Here is a 17,702-nt window from a genome sequence, read left to right as displayed (position 1 = left end):
AATGAGTTTGAAACGTTTATCCAGCTCTTCCCTGATTCTGGCCAGCCTGTTGGCTGGCCCGGTATCTGCTGCAGTGCCGGTTGTCGAGTCTTTGCCAACGGCAGAGGTAATCAGAGAACCGGTACCGGCAACCGCACCGGAAAGTGTTGATAATGCGAGTGTTGAGAGCGTGATTGAAAGTGCGCAGGCGCGACAGCGTGCTGAAGACACACAACAGAACGCTCAACAGCCTGCTAACAGCACGGCATACTTTCTTAATCAGATCGAAGAATTGCGAAAAAGAAACATGACCCTGGAAGGGCGTGTTGAAGAGCTGGAGTTTCAACTCAGGCAGAATGAAGCAGAGTTTCGTGACCGCTATCTTGACCTGGATGCCCGCATTAGTCGAATGACGGGCGGGCAGCCTGAGGGTGGTTTGAGCAATGAGCGCTCAGCAGGCAATATTTCACCGCCTACGGATCTGGGAAATACTCCGGTTCAGTTGCCCGTTGATCAAACGCCTGAAAAGCTGCTTGCCGAGCGTGAGCAGGCCGATTATCAGGCAGCTTTCGGGCTGATTCGTGACCGTGAGTTCGATCAGGCTCTGGTTGCCCTTCGCAAGCTATTGAAGGATTACCCCGGTGGCAAGCTGTCCGATAATGCCCAGTACTGGCTGGGTGAGGTCTTGATGGCTCAGGGGAAGTTTGAGCCTGCTCGCGACGAGTTCATGCTTGTCATGGAACAGCATCCACAAAGTGCCAAAGTGCCTGATGCCTCTTATAAGTTGGGCCGGTTGTATGACTTGCTGGGTGATAAGGCTGAAGCGCGGAAATATCTGGAATCGGTTGTCAGTAAATTTCCAGACAGCCCTGCTGCCAGATTATCAGATACCTATCTGCAGGGGATGTCAGACAGTTAACGCTTGTCCGGATCGAACACCATGCTCTGCATGGTGTTGTTGTATTGATGTCTGGAAGGCCTCTGGTGGCTTTGCACTCTCGATGACTCTTGTCTACCCTTCTCTGCTGATTAACACTGTGTAATTCCCATGGCCTCTGAATCCCTTCGTATCACTGAAATCTTTTACTCTCTGCAGGGAGAGTCCAATACGTCGGGCCTGCCAACAGTCTTTGTGCGGCTGACAGGTTGCCCGCTGCGTTGTACATGGTGTGATACCGAGTATTCCTTTTCCGGAGGGGAGAGGATGACCATTGATGCCATTGTGCAGCAGGTAGCTGACTATGGCGCTGACTATGTTTGTGTGACTGGTGGTGAGCCTCTGGCACAGCCCGGCTGTTTGCCATTGCTTGAACGTCTGGCTGATGCTGGTTACGAGGTTTCACTGGAGACCAGTGGGGCGCTGGATGTGGCAGCTGTGGATTCCCGGGTCGTTAAGGTGATGGATCTGAAAGCGCCGGGTTCGGGTGAAGTGGGAAAGAACCTTTACCAGAATATCCACCATCTTGATCATAAAGATCAGGTGAAGTTTGTGATTGCAGACCGTGCTGACTACGACTGGTCTGCGAGTAAATTGATTGAATACAATCTGACTGAAAAAGTGTCGGATGTGTTGTTCTCTCCGGTCAGTACAGGGGTAGAACCCGCCGAACTGGCGCACTGGATTCTGGCTGATCGTCTGCCGGTGCGGTTTCAGATACAGCTGCATCGGGTGATCTGGGGGGATAAAACAGGTGTCTAAGGAGATGTGCATGTCTAAAAAAGCAGTGATACTTTTGTCCGGGGGGCTGGACTCGACAACCGTTCTGGCGATGGCAAAAGATCAGGGCTATGAGTGTTATACCGTCAGCTTTGATTATGGACAGCGTCATCGTGCCGAGCTGCGCGCATCAAAAATCGTATCAGAAGTACTGGGTGCTAAAGATCACAAAACCCTGAAGATGGATTTCCGGGACATTGGTGGCTCAGCGCTGACAGATGATGATATTGCAGTACCTGAAGAGCTGGATGAAGGTATTCCGGTTACCTATGTGCCTGCCCGTAATACTGTCTTTTTATCACTGGCTCTGGGGTGGGCTGAGGTGTTGGGTGCCCGGGATATTTTTATTGGTGCCAATGACGTCGATTATTCCGGTTATCCCGATTGTCGTCCGGAGTTTCTTGAAGCTTTTCAGAATATGGCAAACCTTGCGACTAAAGCTGGCGTAGAAGGTGATCACTTTCATATCCGCGCCCCGCTGTTAAGGTTGACCAAGGCAGAAATAGTACAGGCGGGTGATCGTCTTGGTGTGGATTATGGTTTGACGGTCTCTTGTTATCAGGCTGATGATGAGGGCCGGGCCTGTGGTGTCTGTGACAGTTGTCGTTACCGCAAGAAAGGCTTTGAAGAAGCCGGTCTGGTTGATCCGACCCGTTATCAGTCCTCATAAGGCGGCTTAGCGGAGTCTGTTGCGCCAGGAGGTGCTCATAGATGCACCTCCTGACTGAGTGTTTGTTAGACAAAAAACTTGCATCCCGACATAAAATCATTACGATTAATGTCCTTGTCGGGTCGTTAGCTCAGTTGGTAGAGCAGTTGGCTTTTAACCAATTGGTCGTAGGTTCGAATCCTACACGACCCACCATTCTCTCACTCCCCCTCTCCTTTCTTTATCCTGTTTTACCTTACTCTCCATCTTGTGACGCAATAGAACCTTGTCCGGGCTGTCTCTCTTTTTATCGTGTGGTAGAATACCCCGCAATTTAACGACAGGTCGTTAGTACGGAATTTATGAGCGCAGTGAGTAGCAGAGACTTTGTTAAGAGTCACCTTCAGGGGCAATCCATTGAAACCCTGGATGCTGAGCGGGAAGAAGCCCTGAAAGAGCGGGTTCGGCAACTTCTTGATCGTGAAAATGCGGTTCTGGTGGCTCACTACTACACCGATCCGATTGTGCAGGCTCTGGCGGAAGAGACCGGTGGTTTTATTGCCGATTCTCTTGAAATGGCCCGATTTGGCAGTCGGCACCCGGCCTCTACTCTGGTGGTGGCAGGTGTTCGCTTTATGGGCGAAACCTCCAAGATTCTAAGCCCTGAAAAGCGGGTACTGATGCCAACACTGGAAGCAGAATGTTCATTGGATCTGGGTTGTCCGGTGGATGAGTTTTCCGCATTCTGTGATCAGCACCCGGATCGCGCTGTTGTCGTCTATGCCAATACTTCCGCCGCTGTGAAGGCGAGGGCTGACTGGGTGGTAACGTCCAGCTGTGCTCTGGATATTGTTGAGCACCTGATGGAACAGGATAAGAAAATTATCTGGGGACCTGACAAGTATCTCGGCAGCTACATCCAGAAGCAGACCGGCGCGGATATGTTGTTGTGGGACAGCAGCTGTATTGTTCATGAAGAGTTCAAAGCGAAAGGCATCACCGACCTGAAAAAGGTTTATCCGGACGCTGGTGTGCTGGTTCACCCGGAATCACCGGATGCAGTGGTTGAGGTGGCCGATGTTGTTGGTTCGACCAGCCAGTTGCTGAAAGCATCCCATGAGCTGCCGAATGATACGTTCATCGTGGCGACGGATCGTGGCATTTTCTACAAAATGCAGCAGGCTTCTCCGAACAAGTCATTTATAGAAGCACCAACGGCAGGCGAAAGTGCAACCTGCAAAAGCTGTGCGCATTGCCCGTGGATGGCGATGAATACGCTGGAAGCTTTGGTGCAATGTCTGGAAAAACCGGATGCTTTGAATATTGTTGAAGTCAGTGACGATCTGAGGGTTCAGTCGTTAAAGCCACTTCAGAGGATGCTGGACTTTACTGCTTCGATGGCGAAGTGAGATTTGGCTGTATAGCCTGTAGTGTTTACCTGCATTGAAAGCCGGAAGCTCATCAGAGTCTTCCGGCTTTTTCATTTGTGATCTGTATGTTGGGCTCTTGTCACTGTTTCGGTCTTTATGTTGAGGCCAATCTGTCGATGGTTTTCTCATAGTGTTCAGGTACCGTGTTTGAAAAGGCTGACAGTATGAAAGTGAATCGCTCTGCCCATCAGTACTCAGGAATTTCCGGTGTTGTTCATAAGGTATTGGACAAAGCCAGACGTGTTATTCGTTTTATGGGTCTTAGGAGGGTCAAACCTTATTTGCCCAGTGCCCTGGCTTTGATACCACATGATGCAAATTCTCAATATGTGGGTAAGCCGCTGGAAGATCGAAAAGTTACCCCGGCTGCACATCAGGGTCAGGAAGGTTGGGTTGACGAGTTGGCGGCCAAGTACGAAGGTTTTCGTGCCAATAATAAAAATCTCAATTCACTGTTAGAGGACCTGATTCAGACAAAATCAGGGCGCACATCCACTGAGTCTGATGAAATGTATCAGTGCCGCCTGAAAAGGGCGATGGCGATGAGTGGTCTTGGGCAGCTTCTGGAGGATGAAACATTCACCAGCGATAGTGGTCGGCGTATTCAGCGTTCCATAAAGCCGGAACAGCTTGAGACGCTCGGAACCTATATGCGTATGAGACCGGCTGAGCTTTACCGGAAGGTTATTTCCAGTCAGCCGCATATTGCAGATGATGTCGTTGATGTGGGCGAGTTTCTGGTGACGAATTTGCGGAACCAGTCCGTGAAAACTGCGACAGAGGCTCGCAACTGGTATTTGTTCACTCGTGCGTACTTTGACGAGCTAGGGCAGGAGTTGATGACTTCTACAGACTATGATCTGGGTGGAAAAAAACTGTTGGATTACCTTCCGGATATACCCGCTAAGTTGATGGATGGTGAGTATGTTAAGGCCGTGAATACATCAATCCAATCCTTAAATAAAGTGAAGCCAACCTCTGCGGGTGAGGTTCAGAAATTCTGTAAGACTCATGGCATTCACTATATTTCCGGGAATAAGGAGGTGTCATTTGATGCAAAGAATAAATGGCATCAAGGTCTCTTTCTTTTAACCTGTCTGCGTAATGCATACGAAGCTAATAAACACTCTGCCATGTTTAAAGCGGACACCAAAGATCCGGATGAGTTCGAAAGAGCGCTAGTGCAGAAAAAAGAGGCTAATGAACTGGCTGATCACGTTAGGGAGTTTTCTGACAGGGTGGGGCAAAACTTAATGAAAAAGGCGATGCCTGAGAGTTATGCAGTGCCATCCGGTCAAGGTGTCGCAGAAGAAAATCCGTTCTCTTATCAGCAAGTTTTACTGACGACAAATGACGGACAGTGTTACTGGAACAGTGATGACTATCAGCCACGTCATGGGCGTCAGGATATCGATGCTCTTGAAACTTTTCAGGAGTACCAGCAACGAATAAGAAGTCAGAGTTAATCATTGTGTATCTATGCGGATAGCAGGATTCAGATCATACTGACGACAATGTACTTCTTCTGAGCAGCTAAACTGTCTTGATCCTTATAGCTAATAGAAATGATGGATCTTGTATGAGTGCAGTACGTTTGTTTGTCTTGATATCTTTGTTTTATACGGTCAACACTTTTGGTCAATCCGAAGCGCTGTATTGCTCGTATGATCTTGTTGCCAATACTTTGTCGGGGGGGTGGCAGTGGGGCGCGTCTGGCGAGATTGCTTCGAGTGACGCTGCTTTTGATATTGCCAAAGAAAATCTGGTCAACTCCATTGCCAAGAAAATGAATGCACAATCTTCTGAGTGTCTGGAAGAAGTAGATCGTATTATCAATCAGTTGAAGCAATATTTATTAACCCCTGATGCTCTGAAGCCTGAGTTATCAGAAAACTTTCGTGAAAAAGCTATCGAGCTTTACCTTATTGCCTTAGGCATGTTTGCTAAAGCCCATGATGATATATTCACGTTGTCAGACTTAAAAAATAAACTAAGGAAAACCGGGGCGTCAGACTTGGCTGGTATGGAGTGTTCCTGCTTTGAGAGAATGCTCTTTTTACGGACTAAACAAAAAGAGGAAGCCTCTGTCTTTGATGGAGCTGCTAAGGATGTTGCCTATTATTTAGGCTTAGTCGTTGTGGCTCGCATCGTGTGGGTAATTGTCGATATGTATGTAAACCAATTCCCCTAACCCGGATATTTCATAAACAAGCAGCAACTACCATCCCATCCTCTTAATTTTGGACTTTTCCGCAAGCCTGTTGCTCTGTTAACCATGTGAAAGACATTGCAGCCCATACTTGCTTACAGATTAGACGCTAATCAACGAATCCTGCTATTTCAGGATAACGGAAAGCCCCAAGGCTCTTTCATCTGGTTGCTATGTACCTTGATTGAGTCTTATGAAAGTTGCTACCCGGTCGAAGTATCGGCATCTGGTAAAAGACTTCTGTCACATGCTGCAAAAGCCTCTTGAATGGGCAGCTACGCGGCAGATGAAGTTTAATTCGGTCTTTATATTCAACCACTTTGACTGCAACTTTACAGAGCTTCATGATCACCGTTGATGGCTGCGCTTTTTCCAGCTCCGTACCTTTCAAAGTCTTGGTTCTTAACTCATAGTGCAAAACATAAGCGGCACAGGCATAAAACATTCTCAAATGGTTAGCCAAAAAGCCCTGATCGGACAATCTGTCGCCGGACAGATCACTTTTCAGATGTTTGATGAAGTTCTCATCCTGTCCTCTTGGACAGTAAAGCTCTTCATAAATTACCTCTGGAGAAGCTTCCTTCATCGACGTCACAATGAAACGAGGGTTGTCGCCTTTTTGGTTGACCTCCGCCTTGTAAATTATCCGGGTATCGAGACCTTTCCAGCTCTTGGCCTGGTATTCTGCTTCCCCGTAAAGTCTGAGCCGATCAGGTTCTGGCATGTTGTTCAGTCTTGCCAGCTCAGTCTTGACCTTCAGAGCTTGACGCGCTTCATCCAACAACTCTTTGGCTTTTGGCCGCAAAGCCGTTTTGTGGCCTGCACCTTTGCCCAGGACATAATCCGAATGAGGGGCATTCTGAACCACCCACATTAACTCTGGTTGAGCGAAGTGGCTGTCTCCCCGAACCAGTAGATGGGTTTTCGGCCACTTTTTCCGAAGCAGCCGAATGACCCGTTCGAGAATGGCTGCATTTTCCTTGCCCGTTGGGGTTTTCCCCGGACGAAGAATCGCCGTAATCAGCTTGCCGCTGAGTCCCTCAAAAATCATCAGGGGCAAGTAGCAGTAGTCCTGATATTTGGCATTAAACAGGTTCATCTGCTGGCCACCATGAGTAATGGCCGGTGTATGATCAAGATCGATAACGATCACCGGAGGTGGCAGCTTGTAACTGCTGATAAAGTGATGCACAAATGCTTCAGCCATCCTGTAAATGTCGGAGCGGGTCATAGATTGTCCCAGCCGGGTAAAAGTGGGCGCTGATGCGAGATGGTTATCGCTGTCCAACGGATTGCGACCAGTGGCCAGTTTGAACATAGGGTCTTTACGCAAACGGTTACTGTCGTTGGCATCTTCATAGCCGCAGGCCATTTGCAGAACCCGCTGAACCAGAAGTTCTTTCAGGGAGTGGTCGATATAGGATTGATGGCGTCTGTCATTGATGGCATCAGTCATTTTGCAGATAAGACCGCTCTGCAGAATGGTTTCCCGTAGCAGCAGAGTGCCAAAGTCAGAAGATAACTCCCCACCATTGAAGTCTGCCCGGATGGTTTTTCCATTTGAGGGATGAAAACGAAGCTGTTCTTGTGTAGATTTGGGCATGGCAAGTTCCGGTTTGCTTCTTCCGAAGCTTTCTTTTGTTCGACCCAATTATATCAAGTGATTGGGCGGAACTTGCCTCCTTTTATGAAATATTCGGGCTAAGCCCTATCTCTTTAACACAAATATTGAATATTTAACCTTCTGACAATTTATGACGGGGCGACCGTCCTGAAACCCTTGATAAATGAAGACCTCATGTTACGCACCCAGAAAAATCTGCCATGCTTTAGAGCATGAACACAGAGCTGTTTGAGCTGTATAGCGATTACCTGCTGTCCTCATTCGGCAAAACGACAGCTACACAGCTGTCATCTTTGCTGGACGGCGCATACAGCCATGATCAGGTAACACGCCTTCTGTCCCGTAATCACTTCGACAGTAAGACTCTTTGGCACCATGTTAAAGCCGTTGTGCGTCAGGAAGAGCGCGATGATGGAGTACTTATTGCCGACGACACTATTCAGGAGAAACTCTACACTGATGAGAACGACCTGATTGCATGGCACTTTGATCACACCTTTGGTCGTTCGGTAAAAGGTATCAACCTTCTCAACTTTGTTTACCATGTCGGTGATATCTCTATTCCCGTGGCCTACAAGCTTATCGAAAAGCCTATTCAATACTCCGACGTAAAAACTAAAAAAGTTAAACGCAAGGCTGAAACCACCAAGAACGAAGACTTTCGGGAGATGCTGAAAGTTTGCTGTGATAATCAGCTCAAATTTCGTTACGTGCTGGCAGATAGCTGGTTCTGTTCTAACGACAACATGCTGTATATACGACACGAATGCGATAAGCATTTTGTCATGGCCAGCAAGTCAAACCGGAAGGTTTCGCTGAGTGAGGAAGATAAAAGTCGGGGCGCTCACAGCGCATAGATTCCATTGATTTCTCAGAAGAAAAGCCTATCAAAGGCTGGATTGCAGGCGTGGACTTCCCCGTTCTGCTGTTCCGGCAGGTCTTTACAAACAAAGATGGCAGTAAGGGCATTCTCTATCTGATATGCAGTGATCTTGAGTGTGACGCAGAGGCTTTGAAGGCGATCTACAAAAAACGGTGGAAAGTTGAAGTCTTCCATAAAACACTCAAATCTAATGCGTCAATGGCCAAGTCACCGACTTATACAGTTTTGACGCAGAGTAATCATCTGTTTATGTCGATATATTCGGCATTTCGTCTCGAGGTGCTGGCTAATAAGCTTGATTTAAACCATTTTGAGTTGCGGGCAAAGCTTTATCTCACTGCATTGAAATCATCGTTCCAGAAACTTCAGTCGATGAAGGGGTGCGTAACATGAGTGAAGACTATGAAAACACGACCGACTCGCTATACGACTTTTGTCGTTATTTCTACAGAGCTTGTGCCGCAAGGGTTTCAGGATTTGTGTTAAAGAGATAGCCCTAAGCCGGGGGTATGGTATTAACCGTTTTTCAATTTATTACGATACGCATAGATATCACTGAGCTTTTTCTCAATCCGTGCGGTTAGTGCATAATTATTGCCAGCCAGCTTTTTGGCATATTGCAGATGCTTGATGGCATCTTCCAGATTGCCGCTCAGGAAGAAGAATTCTGCCCGGGACTGATGCAGTCCGAGAATATCGCCCGCCTGCCCTTGTGCTTCAGCCAGGTAGTACCAGATGTCAGGATCATCAGGGCGACTGCGGCTCAATGCCTGAAGTGTATCTCTGGCTCCGGCGAAGTCTTTGCTTTCGGTTTGCAGTTCTGCCTTGGTAAACAACAGAGGGTAGTTATCCAGGTAAACTTTTAATGCCCGGTCAATACGGGCAAGCGCCTCTTTGTGTTTACCCTGAGCGGACTCCAGTCGCGCTTTGGCCATGATCATATAGAGGTTGTTTGGGTACTTCTCTAGCAGTGTGTTCAGCTCTTTTTCAGCAGTTTCATAATCCTTGCTGAGAAAACTGGCCAATGCCAGTCCGTAGCGGGTCACATCGGGTGCGCTGGTGTAACCATCCTTTAACTCGCTTTTCAGCTGCTTGGCAAATGCTGCCGGATTTTGTGCACTGAGTGCAAACAGTCGTATGCGCACGAGTTGGTAATCCATGCTGCCTTTAGTGCCTTTGGCGGGCATTTGTGCAGCCCGGGCACGGGAGTCGGCAATCCGGTTGTCGGTGACCGGGTGTGTCAGAAGAAATTCCGGTGGGCGGCTTTGGTAGCGGCTGGAGCGGTTCATCTCTTCAAAGATTTCCGGCATGGCGTTCGGGTCAAAGCCGGCTTTGGACAGGGTGATGATACCCAGGTTATCGGCTTCCCGTTCAAACTGGCGGCTGAAACGCAGGCTGCTGCTTTGCACGCCGGCAATGGTAGAGGACAGTGCCGCCACACCGGCATCGCTGCCTGCGGTTGCCATCAGTACCACCGACGCAATAATGGCGGCGGCTGTTGGAATGCTTTTACGTTTAGCTTCTTCAACATTACGGGCGTAGTGACGCTGACTCAGGTGAGCCAGTTCGTGTGCCATGACGGCAGCAAACTGGGCTTCATTATTCGCGTTGAAGAACAGGCCGGTATTGACCCCGATAATGCCGCCCGGTGCTGCAAAGGCATTAAGGATAGAGGTGTCAATAATCATGATTGAAAGGCGGTGGTCGTTCAGTCCGCTGTGTTCGGCCAGTCGATAGGTCAGGCGCTCAAGATAATCTTTGGTTTCGGCGTCACTGATGGTGGGTGTGCGACTGCGCAGGTATTTCAGGTAAGTCTGGCCCAGCTCGTATTCCTGCTGCGGAGATACGATGCCGGACGTGCTGTCGCCCAGGCTTGGCAGTTCAATAGGGGCCGCGCTCACAACTGCTGAGGAAAGTCCAAGCCAGGTGCTAAGCAGGGCTGCCGTGAGGAAACCCGGTCGCTTCATAGAATGTCCATACTCGTGTGGTGTCGGGTGCAATGTATCGTTTACGCTGCGGCAATACAAAATAGATTTCTACGATTTTACACATCATCGACGGAGGAGGGTAATCTATTAGGGGCAATAAAACGAAAATGTAATGAATTCTTTACACAGGGCTGTCTCCAGACAGCGGAGCATGATGCCGACAAATTGCGTACAATACGAAGTGTTATCATGAGTCTGCAACACGCACGCCTTTTAATGAGTGGTGTGTTGCTCCACGGGAGAGAATCACCAGCCATGGTTGAAGTAGATCTGGAACTGGATCTCAAGGGAATGAACTGCCCTTTACCATTACTTAAAGCCAAACAGGGTCTTAAGCAGCTGAGCAGCGGCCAGATGCTCAGAGTTCAGGCGACGGATCCGGGGTCGGTTCGGGACTTTGCCAGTTTTGCCCGAATCAGTGGCCACGAGCTTATTTCATCTGAACAGGTGTCGGGCGTTTTTATTCACACACTGCGACACAAATAAGGGAAACGAATGCTGGATACTATAAAAGGGTGGCTGCACCGCTATCTGTCGGATTCTGAGGCGCTGGTGCTGCTGCTCCTGCTGGTCGTCGGTTTCGCTATTATTCTCACGATGGGTAATATGCTGGCACCTGTGTTTGCAGCGCTGGTGCTTGCGTTTCTGATGCAGGGGGTGGTGAACTGGCTGCAAGGCAAGGGGCTGGGTCACAACTGGTCAGTGACTTTGGTGTTTGTGCTGTTTGTGACGTTTTTGGTCGTGGCATTGTTGTTGCTGGTGCCTCTGGTCTGGCAACAGGTCAGCTCACTGCTGAACGAGCTGCCCAAAATGGTGAATCATGGTCAGGCCTGGGTCAGGGAGCTGCCTGAACATTTTCCCGCGTTCATTTCAGAGTCTGAAACGGCTGCCATCACCGAAAGCATTAATGGTTTAATTGCCGGTATGGGTCAGTGGGTGTTGTCCTTCTCCCTGGCTAACCTCACCAATGTCATGGCATTGTTGGTGTATCTGATTCTGGTGCCCATTCTTGTTCTTTTCTTTTTGAAAGATAAAGATCTGCTTCTTAACTGGATTGGCAGTCAGCTACCGTCCCGGCGTCGTGTCATTAATCAGGTGGCCAACGAAATGAACAGTCAGATTGCCAATTACATTCGAGGCAAAGCGATTGAAATTGTGATTGTGGGTGGTGTCAGTTTTGTGTTGTTTGCCCTGATGGGGCTGAATTATGCCGTGCTGCTGGCAACACTGGTGGGCTTTTCCGTGGTGATTCCATACATCGGAGCGACTGTGGTGACTATTCCAATCGCCCTGATCGGATTATTCCAATGGGGCTTTGGTCAGCAATTTGCAATTCTGATGATTGCCTATCTGGTTATTCAGGCGCTGGATGGTAACGTGCTGGTTCCTCTGCTGTTTTCTGAAGCGGTTAACCTGCATCCGGTTGCCATTATTATCGCCGTGTTGGTATTCGGTGGTTTCTGGGGATTCTGGGGGGTGTTCTTTGCCATTCCACTGGCAACGCTGCTGAAAGCGGTGATGAATGCCTGGCCAAGGGTTCAGGATGTTGTCGCGGAAAGATAGCTGATGACAGAAGCCTGTCCCTGAATAAGTGACAGGCTTCTTTGTGCCGGTCAGGTTAAAGCCTGGGCAGCCTGCAGAACATCGTCAACATGACCTTTGATACGTACCTTGCGCCACTCATGCTGCAAAATACCGGCGCTGTCGATCAGGAAAGTGCTGCGCTCTATGCCCATAAACTCTTTTCCGTACATCTTCTTGAGCTTGATAACATCAAACAACTGGCACAGGGTTTCATCGGGGTCTGAAATCAGCTCAAATGGAAATTCAAACTTTGCTCTGAATTTTTCATGGGACTCCAGACTCTCTCTGGATACGCCAAAGATCAGGGTATCTGCCGCCTGAAATTCAGAATATAGATCCCGAAAAGCTTCGCCTTCACTGATGCAGCCCGGTGTATTATCTTTGGGGTAAAAGTACAGTACGAACTTTTTGCCTTTCAGTTCTGCAAGTGAGACAGTAGTACTATTTGTTGCCAGTGCAGTGAAATCTGGAACAGGTTGACCTAAAGTGAAACTCATTCTTTGTCCTTTGCTTATTATCGGATGTTTTGTTGAGAGCGGTTCTACCTTCTGCCATCGATGATGGGTACGGTGGTCATTACGCTTATGCAGTTAAAGGGCTCATGGCGGTTTATGCGAAGTGTTAATGTAAAGAAACGCCAATGATAGTAAAACTTGGACTCTGTTGGTCAGAATGTCAACTCGCTCTTGTGAAGACCTGTATGCAACAGTAACATTACGCTTGTTTTTCAGGAGGCGTTTATGGTCGTCGGCTTATGGTTTGCTGCTTGCCAAAAGATCATGAACAGCCTCCAAGATCAAGACCGTTCCGCAGTGGAGTGCATCAATGATTACCGGTAGCCTCGTGGCGCTTGTTACCCCTATGACTGAAAATGGGGATCTGGACTGGAAGCGTTTGCATGATCTTGTTGAGTTTCACATAAAAGAAGGTACCGATGGCATTGTTGCGGTGGGTACTACAGGCGAGTCTGCGACCTTGACGGTGCCGGAGCATTGTGAGGTGGTCAAACGAATTGTGTCCCAGGTGGATGGACGTATTCCGGTTATAGCCGGAACCGGTGGCAATTCGACTCAGGAAGCCATTCTGTTAACGGCTGAAGCAAAAAGTCTGGGTGCCGATGCCTGTCTGCTGGTCACCCCTTACTACAATAAGCCCACTCAGGAAGGACTGTATCGTCATTTCAAGGCCATAGCCGATGCTGTCGATATTCCCCAGATCCTCTACAATGTTCCGGGGCGGACTGCGGTGGATATGTTGCCTGAAACGGTTGCTCGTCTTGCCGGTCATCGTAATATCGCTGGAATCAAGGAAGCGACCGGACTGGTCGAGCGTGGTCGGCAGATTCGTGATCTCTGTGGTGAATCGTTTGCTATCTATTCCGGTGATGACGCCACCGGAATGGAGCTGATGTTGCAGGGTGCCAATGGCGTGATTTCAGTCACCAATAATGTTGCACCCCGACAGATGAGTGAGCTGTGTGCGGCAGCGATTGCCGGTGATCGAGAGACCGCGACAGCGATTAATGAGTCTCTGGATGCGTTGCATCACAAACTGTTTGTTGAGTCCAATCCGATACCTGTTAAGTGGGTGCTGAAGGAAATGGGCTTGATTCAGGAGGGGATTCGTCTGCCACTGACGCCTCTAAGCCAATCGTTTCATGCTGAACTGCGTGCAGCCCTGAAGCAGGCGACAGAGCAGGTAGAACCGGCATAAACCGCATGATGAACCAATAATTTTGCCTGTCGTATCCGGCGGGCAAACGTATGGATAGATGATAAATGGAGACATTATGTTGCGCACAATGAGGTCGCGCTCAATGAAGACCCTGCCGGTGATGGCTGTAACTCTGGTACTGGCAGGATGCGCAAATCCATTTGGCAGGGACGGGTATTTCCGGGATAAGTCAGGTGACTATACCCAGGCCCGGATCAGTGAGCCTCTGCAGTTACCTGAGCATATGAACAACACCCGCCCGATGGGTGATTCGCTGGTTATTCCACCCATTACTGCAGAAGACACGCAGCTGGAGCAGCGCTTTCAGGCACCTCGCCCGGATCAGCGTTTGCAGCACAGCGAAGGTGATACCTACAGTATTGAACGAAGTGGTAATGACCAGTGGTTGCTGGCGGCTAAAAGCCCCAGTGAGATCTGGCCGCGGGTAATCAGTTTCCTGGAAGAAAACGATATTCCGGTGCAGTCCCGAAACGCTAAGCAAGGTTATCTGGAAACAGACTGGGTTGACCTTGGGCTGGATAAGGAGAGAGGCTTTATCTATCGCACGGTAGGGCGTTGGGTCGGTGCTGAAAATGCTGAACCGCTGGAAGATCGTTTTCGCATTGAAATCAAACCCGGTGTGACTGCCGGAACGTCAGAAGTGCATTTGCAGCATAAAGGGCGTCCAAGAACGGAAGAAGGTGATGATTCGGCACCGGAACCGTACGAATGGGATAACATGGAACAGCGCAGCCAGAGACTGGATAACGGTACACTCAATGAGTTGATGTTGTTCCTGGTGCGTGATGAAGACGACAGCAGTGTTTCTCTGCTGGCTCAGAATCTGGATCTGGGTGATCAGGTCGAAATTGTCGATATCAACGGCAACCCGACCATGACCATAGAGCGTTTGTCCTTTGCCAGAGCCTGGGCGGCCATTGATCAGGCCCTGGTCAAAGCGGGTCTGGAAGTAACCGATAAAAACCGTTCCGGCGGTCTGTTCTATATTCTCGCCGATGAACAGGGCGATGTGGTGAAAGGACAGCCGGAGAAGAAGCCGGGATTCTTTAGCAGGCTGTTTGGTAAAGGCAAGAAGAGTGACGATGAATCGACTCAATCGACTTACCTGATTCGTGTCAGTGAACTGACCGGTGAGATTCAGGTGACGGTTGAGGAGAATATCAATGCCTTTGCGCCAGCAGAGTTCAGCCGGAAGGTGCTGAACCTGATTAAGGACAATATGAAGTAACTGATAAATAAAGGCTGGTTTTCCAGCCTTTATTTGTTTAATGGCTGGAACAATGACTTTTTTGTTTTAGCGCCGCCTGTGTCTGCTTTCATGCTGTACCGCCAAGTTTTCATAATCTCTTATGCCTGACAGGCAAACAGGCCTGAGGTTGTGTTGGTGGGGAGTCAGACGCAGGCTTGATCATCGACAACATTTAATTGAACAGGATATTGGCAATGAGTCTTGCTGATAAAGTACTCGCCGTTAATAACGACTTACCCATTCGCACCGACCTGCCTGTGCACTCCGGTAAAGTTCGTTCCGTCTACTGGCTGACAGAGGATGACAGTCGTCGTCTGATAAAAGAAAAAGGCTACGATGTGGCAGAAGATGCACCGCTGGCGATCATGGTGATTTCTGATCGCATGAGTGCCTTTGACTGTGTCTGGTCTGGTGAAGGCGGCATGCGTGGTGTACCGGGTAAGGGAGCTGCGCTGAATGCGATCTCTAACCACTGGTTTAAACTGTTTCGTGAGAAAGGGCTGGCTGACAGCCATATTCTGGACATTCCTCATCCTCTGGTATGGATTGTACAGAAAGCCCGCCCCGTTATGATAGAAGCCATCTGTCGTCAGTATATTACCGGTTCCATGTGGCGAGCCTACAGTAAGGGAGAGCGCGATTTTTGTGGTATTGAACTGCAGGAAGGTCTGGAAAAGGATCAGAAGCTGCCAGAGCTGCTGATCACTCCTTCTACCAAAGGCATTCTTGAAGGTATTCCCGGTGTGCCAGCTGTGGATGATGTAAACATTACCCGAAAAAATATCGAGGATAATTTTGAAGCCTTCAGTTTCCGCAACAAGAACGATATTGATCGATATGAAGTGCTGCTGAAAGAAGGCTTTGATGTGATCAGTGATGCACTGTCCAGACTCGACCAGGTGTTTGTTGATACCAAGTTTGAATTTGGCTATGTCACAGATGCCGCCGGTCAGGAAAAACTGATCTACATGGATGAAGTGGGCACGCCAGATTCTTCACGTATCTGGGACGGGCCAATGTACCGCAAGGGTAAAGTCGTCGAGAACTCCAAAGAGGGCTTCCGGCAGATGCTATTGAATCATTTCCCTGATCCCGACATTTTACTGAACAAGGATCGCATGAATGAACGTCTGGCACTGGCTCGTGATAATGAGCTGCCCGAGTCGGTCATGATGGAAGTGTCCAGAACCTATATTGATATCGCCGAGAAGATTACCGGTGAAGCGTTGCCGCTGACAGATAACCCCAAAGCAGAGATTGTTGAAGTACTCAAAAACGAGTACGGATTGATCCAGCTGTAAGCGATAAAGCCTCCTGGCAACTAATAACAATTAGTTATTAGCAGGATGGTGAAAAATGACGGCATGATCCCGTCATTTTTCACCAATAAGTACTCTGGGCTGCATGAGAAGCAAAGGTCTTATGCACAATTGTCAAGCCCTTGGCGTTTAATTCAGGTGTTTTTTATAAGTGCTTGATTTTACGGGTGTGCTATTTAAGTCATTGAAAACTATAAAAAAATAATTGATCAAAAAATGATCAATTTGTTTGATGCTCAGTGTTTATGGGTCTTTCTGGTCAGTATGATGACTTCATCCACAAAGTTATCCACAGAAATTGTGGGTAACGTTTGCAGTGGTTCAGTTTTGTGCAGATATTACTGCCTGGTGAGTGCCGTTTATTCTAACTTTGTATTAAAGTTCTTCGAACTGATGACGACAGGAACGGCTGATAAGGAGCTTTTATGAATGAGTCCACTGCAGTAGGGAGCATCATGGATGTCACCGAAAGCAATCTGCAGGAAATGCTGCAGCTTTCAACGGAAAAGCTGGTGCTGCTGTTTATTGGCATGGGAAGTGATGAAGCAAGCAATCAGCAGCAGAGAAACGTCGAGCAGCTGGTGAATACCTATGATGGAAAGGTGGTGCTGGCGAGACTCGATGCTGAAGCGCAGCAAATGGTGGCGCAGCAGCTGATTACGCAATTACGCGCCAATGCGATTCCAGTGCATGCATTCCTGCATGAAGGGCGACCGGTACAGGTTCTGTGTGGCCCTCAGACTGATCAGCAGTTGCGCGACGTTATGGATCCGCTGACCATGAGCCCGGCAGAACAGATCAAGCTGCAGGTGGATGCCCTGATCGAAGCGGGTATGATTGGGCAGGCGCTGGAGCTGTTGCAGAAAATTCTGCAGGAAGAACCTGATAATCACGGTCTGCAGGTACTTCAGGTTAACCTGTTGCTGGAGCTGGGCCGAATCGACGACGCCCGACAACTATTAGCGGTACTGCCTGCCGATGCGCCGGGTATTGCCCAGCCCAAAGCCAAACTGTCTTTCTACGAGATGGTGGCAGAAGCACCGCAGCGTGACGTGCTGGAAGCACAGCTTCACGAAGATGAAAATGATCATGAAGCACGTTATCAGCTGGCTATCCGGATGGTCATTGCTGATGAGATTGAATCGGCTCTGGATAATCTGTTGCTGATTGTTCGTCGTGATCGTACCTTTCGGGAAGACGGCGCACGACTTCTAATGTTGAAAGTGTTCGAGCAGCTGGGTACAGGTAATGCGGTAGCTAAACGCTATCGTGGCAAGCTGTTTGGTTTGATGCATTAATTAGATGGCCTGATGGTGACCGGGTCGCTGAGTTTATCA

Annotated in this window: 15 protein-coding genes, 1 tRNA gene and 1 pseudogene; 14 read left to right on the top strand and 3 right to left on the bottom strand. The window is 48.8% G+C overall.

The annotated features are described in order from the left end of the window. Position 1: 1 nt before the first annotated feature. The 7 genes from ybgF to EZMO1_RS15520 all read left to right on the top strand — a co-directional run bounded on the left by ybgF (position 2) and on the right by EZMO1_RS15520 (position 5,966). Entirely contained in the window at positions 2–898 is an 897-nt protein-coding gene (gene ybgF, locus EZMO1_RS15550; protein WP_034872428.1) for a tol-pal system protein YbgF, read from the top strand. Between the two features lie 129 nt (positions 899–1,027). Next, on the top strand, positions 1,028–1,678 hold the full coding sequence (queE, locus tag EZMO1_RS15545) for a 7-carboxy-7-deazaguanine synthase QueE (RefSeq protein WP_034872429.1): 651 nt from the start codon (positions 1,028–1,030) through the stop codon (positions 1,676–1,678). A gap of 10 nt (positions 1,679–1,688) precedes the next feature. Beyond that, entirely contained in the window at positions 1,689–2,366 is a 678-nt protein-coding gene (queC, locus tag EZMO1_RS15540; RefSeq protein ID WP_034873396.1) for a 7-cyano-7-deazaguanine synthase QueC, read from the top strand. 119 nt (positions 2,367–2,485) lie between these two features. Further along, positions 2,486–2,561, top strand: a tRNA-Lys gene (locus tag EZMO1_RS15535). A gap of 146 nt (positions 2,562–2,707) precedes the next feature. Further along, entirely contained in the window at positions 2,708–3,754 is a 1,047-nt protein-coding gene (gene nadA, locus EZMO1_RS15530; protein WP_034872430.1) for a quinolinate synthase NadA, read from the top strand. A gap of 185 nt (positions 3,755–3,939) precedes the next feature. Further along, positions 3,940–5,241 carry a hypothetical protein gene (locus EZMO1_RS15525; protein ID WP_145912624.1) on the top strand — a complete coding sequence of 434 codons (1,302 nt, stop codon included), beginning with the start codon at positions 3,940–3,942 and terminating at the stop codon, positions 5,239–5,241. 113 nt (positions 5,242–5,354) lie between these two features. Further along, on the top strand, positions 5,355–5,966 hold the full coding sequence (locus tag EZMO1_RS15520; protein ID WP_034872432.1) for a hypothetical protein: 612 nt from the start codon (positions 5,355–5,357) through the stop codon (positions 5,964–5,966). Between the two features lie 178 nt (positions 5,967–6,144). On the opposite strand, the gene EZMO1_RS15515 is transcribed toward EZMO1_RS15520, so the two are convergent. Further along, the gene (locus EZMO1_RS15515) at positions 6,145–7,587 is read right to left on the bottom strand and encodes an IS1380 family transposase (RefSeq protein WP_061509571.1); all 1,443 of its coding nucleotides are present in this window, start codon (positions 7,585–7,587) and stop codon (positions 6,145–6,147) included. A 233-nt stretch (positions 7,588–7,820) separates the two neighbouring features. Here EZMO1_RS15515 and EZMO1_RS15510 point away from each other — a divergent pair. Beyond that, positions 7,821–8,884: pseudogene (locus EZMO1_RS15510) on the top strand (IS701 family transposase). Between the two features lie 122 nt (positions 8,885–9,006). Here the strand turns inward: EZMO1_RS15510 and EZMO1_RS15505 are convergent. Beyond that, positions 9,007–10,392, bottom strand: a complete 1,386-nt coding sequence (locus EZMO1_RS15505) for a M48 family metalloprotease (RefSeq protein ID WP_160173993.1) — start codon at positions 10,390–10,392, stop codon at positions 9,007–9,009. A gap of 276 nt (positions 10,393–10,668) precedes the next feature. Between EZMO1_RS15505 and EZMO1_RS15500 the strand changes: the two genes are divergently transcribed. Next, positions 10,669–10,965 carry a sulfurtransferase TusA family protein gene (locus EZMO1_RS15500; RefSeq protein WP_461781973.1) on the top strand — a complete coding sequence of 99 codons (297 nt, stop codon included), beginning with the start codon at positions 10,669–10,671 and terminating at the stop codon, positions 10,963–10,965. Positions 10,966–10,974: 9 nt separating this feature from the next. After that, on the top strand, positions 10,975–12,042 hold the full coding sequence (locus tag EZMO1_RS15495; RefSeq protein WP_034872438.1) for an AI-2E family transporter: 1,068 nt from the start codon (positions 10,975–10,977) through the stop codon (positions 12,040–12,042). Positions 12,043–12,092: 50 nt separating this feature from the next. Here the strand turns inward: EZMO1_RS15495 and EZMO1_RS15490 are convergent, their stop codons facing one another. After that, positions 12,093–12,560: a peroxiredoxin gene (locus EZMO1_RS15490; protein ID WP_034872440.1), complete on the bottom strand. Its 468-nt coding sequence runs from the start codon at positions 12,558–12,560 to the stop codon at positions 12,093–12,095. Between the two features lie 328 nt (positions 12,561–12,888). Between EZMO1_RS15490 and dapA the strand changes: the two genes are divergently transcribed. From dapA to EZMO1_RS15465, 4 genes are all read left to right on the top strand, one after another. After that, on the top strand, positions 12,889–13,776 hold the full coding sequence (dapA, locus tag EZMO1_RS15485; RefSeq protein ID WP_034872442.1) for a 4-hydroxy-tetrahydrodipicolinate synthase: 888 nt from the start codon (positions 12,889–12,891) through the stop codon (positions 13,774–13,776). Between the two features lie 76 nt (positions 13,777–13,852). Continuing rightward, positions 13,853–15,025 (top strand): outer membrane protein assembly factor BamC, encoded by a 1,173-nt coding sequence (bamC, locus tag EZMO1_RS15480; RefSeq protein ID WP_160173994.1) that lies wholly within the window; start codon positions 13,853–13,855, stop codon positions 15,023–15,025. 215 nt (positions 15,026–15,240) lie between these two features. After that, positions 15,241–16,347: a phosphoribosylaminoimidazolesuccinocarboxamide synthase gene (locus EZMO1_RS15475; protein ID WP_034872446.1), complete on the top strand. Its 1,107-nt coding sequence runs from the start codon at positions 15,241–15,243 to the stop codon at positions 16,345–16,347. A 443-nt stretch (positions 16,348–16,790) separates the two neighbouring features. Beyond that, positions 16,791–17,663 (top strand): tetratricopeptide repeat protein, encoded by an 873-nt coding sequence (locus tag EZMO1_RS15465; protein ID WP_034872449.1) that lies wholly within the window; start codon positions 16,791–16,793, stop codon positions 17,661–17,663. Positions 17,664–17,702 lie beyond the last annotated feature (39 nt).

Source organism: Endozoicomonas montiporae CL-33 (genome assembly GCF_001583435.1).
In the GTDB taxonomy this organism is placed as follows: Bacteria; Pseudomonadota; Gammaproteobacteria; order Pseudomonadales; family Endozoicomonadaceae; genus Endozoicomonas_A; species Endozoicomonas_A montiporae.
The sequence above is the reverse complement of the archived record's forward strand: the minus strand, read 5'-3'. Positions and strand labels throughout refer to the sequence as shown.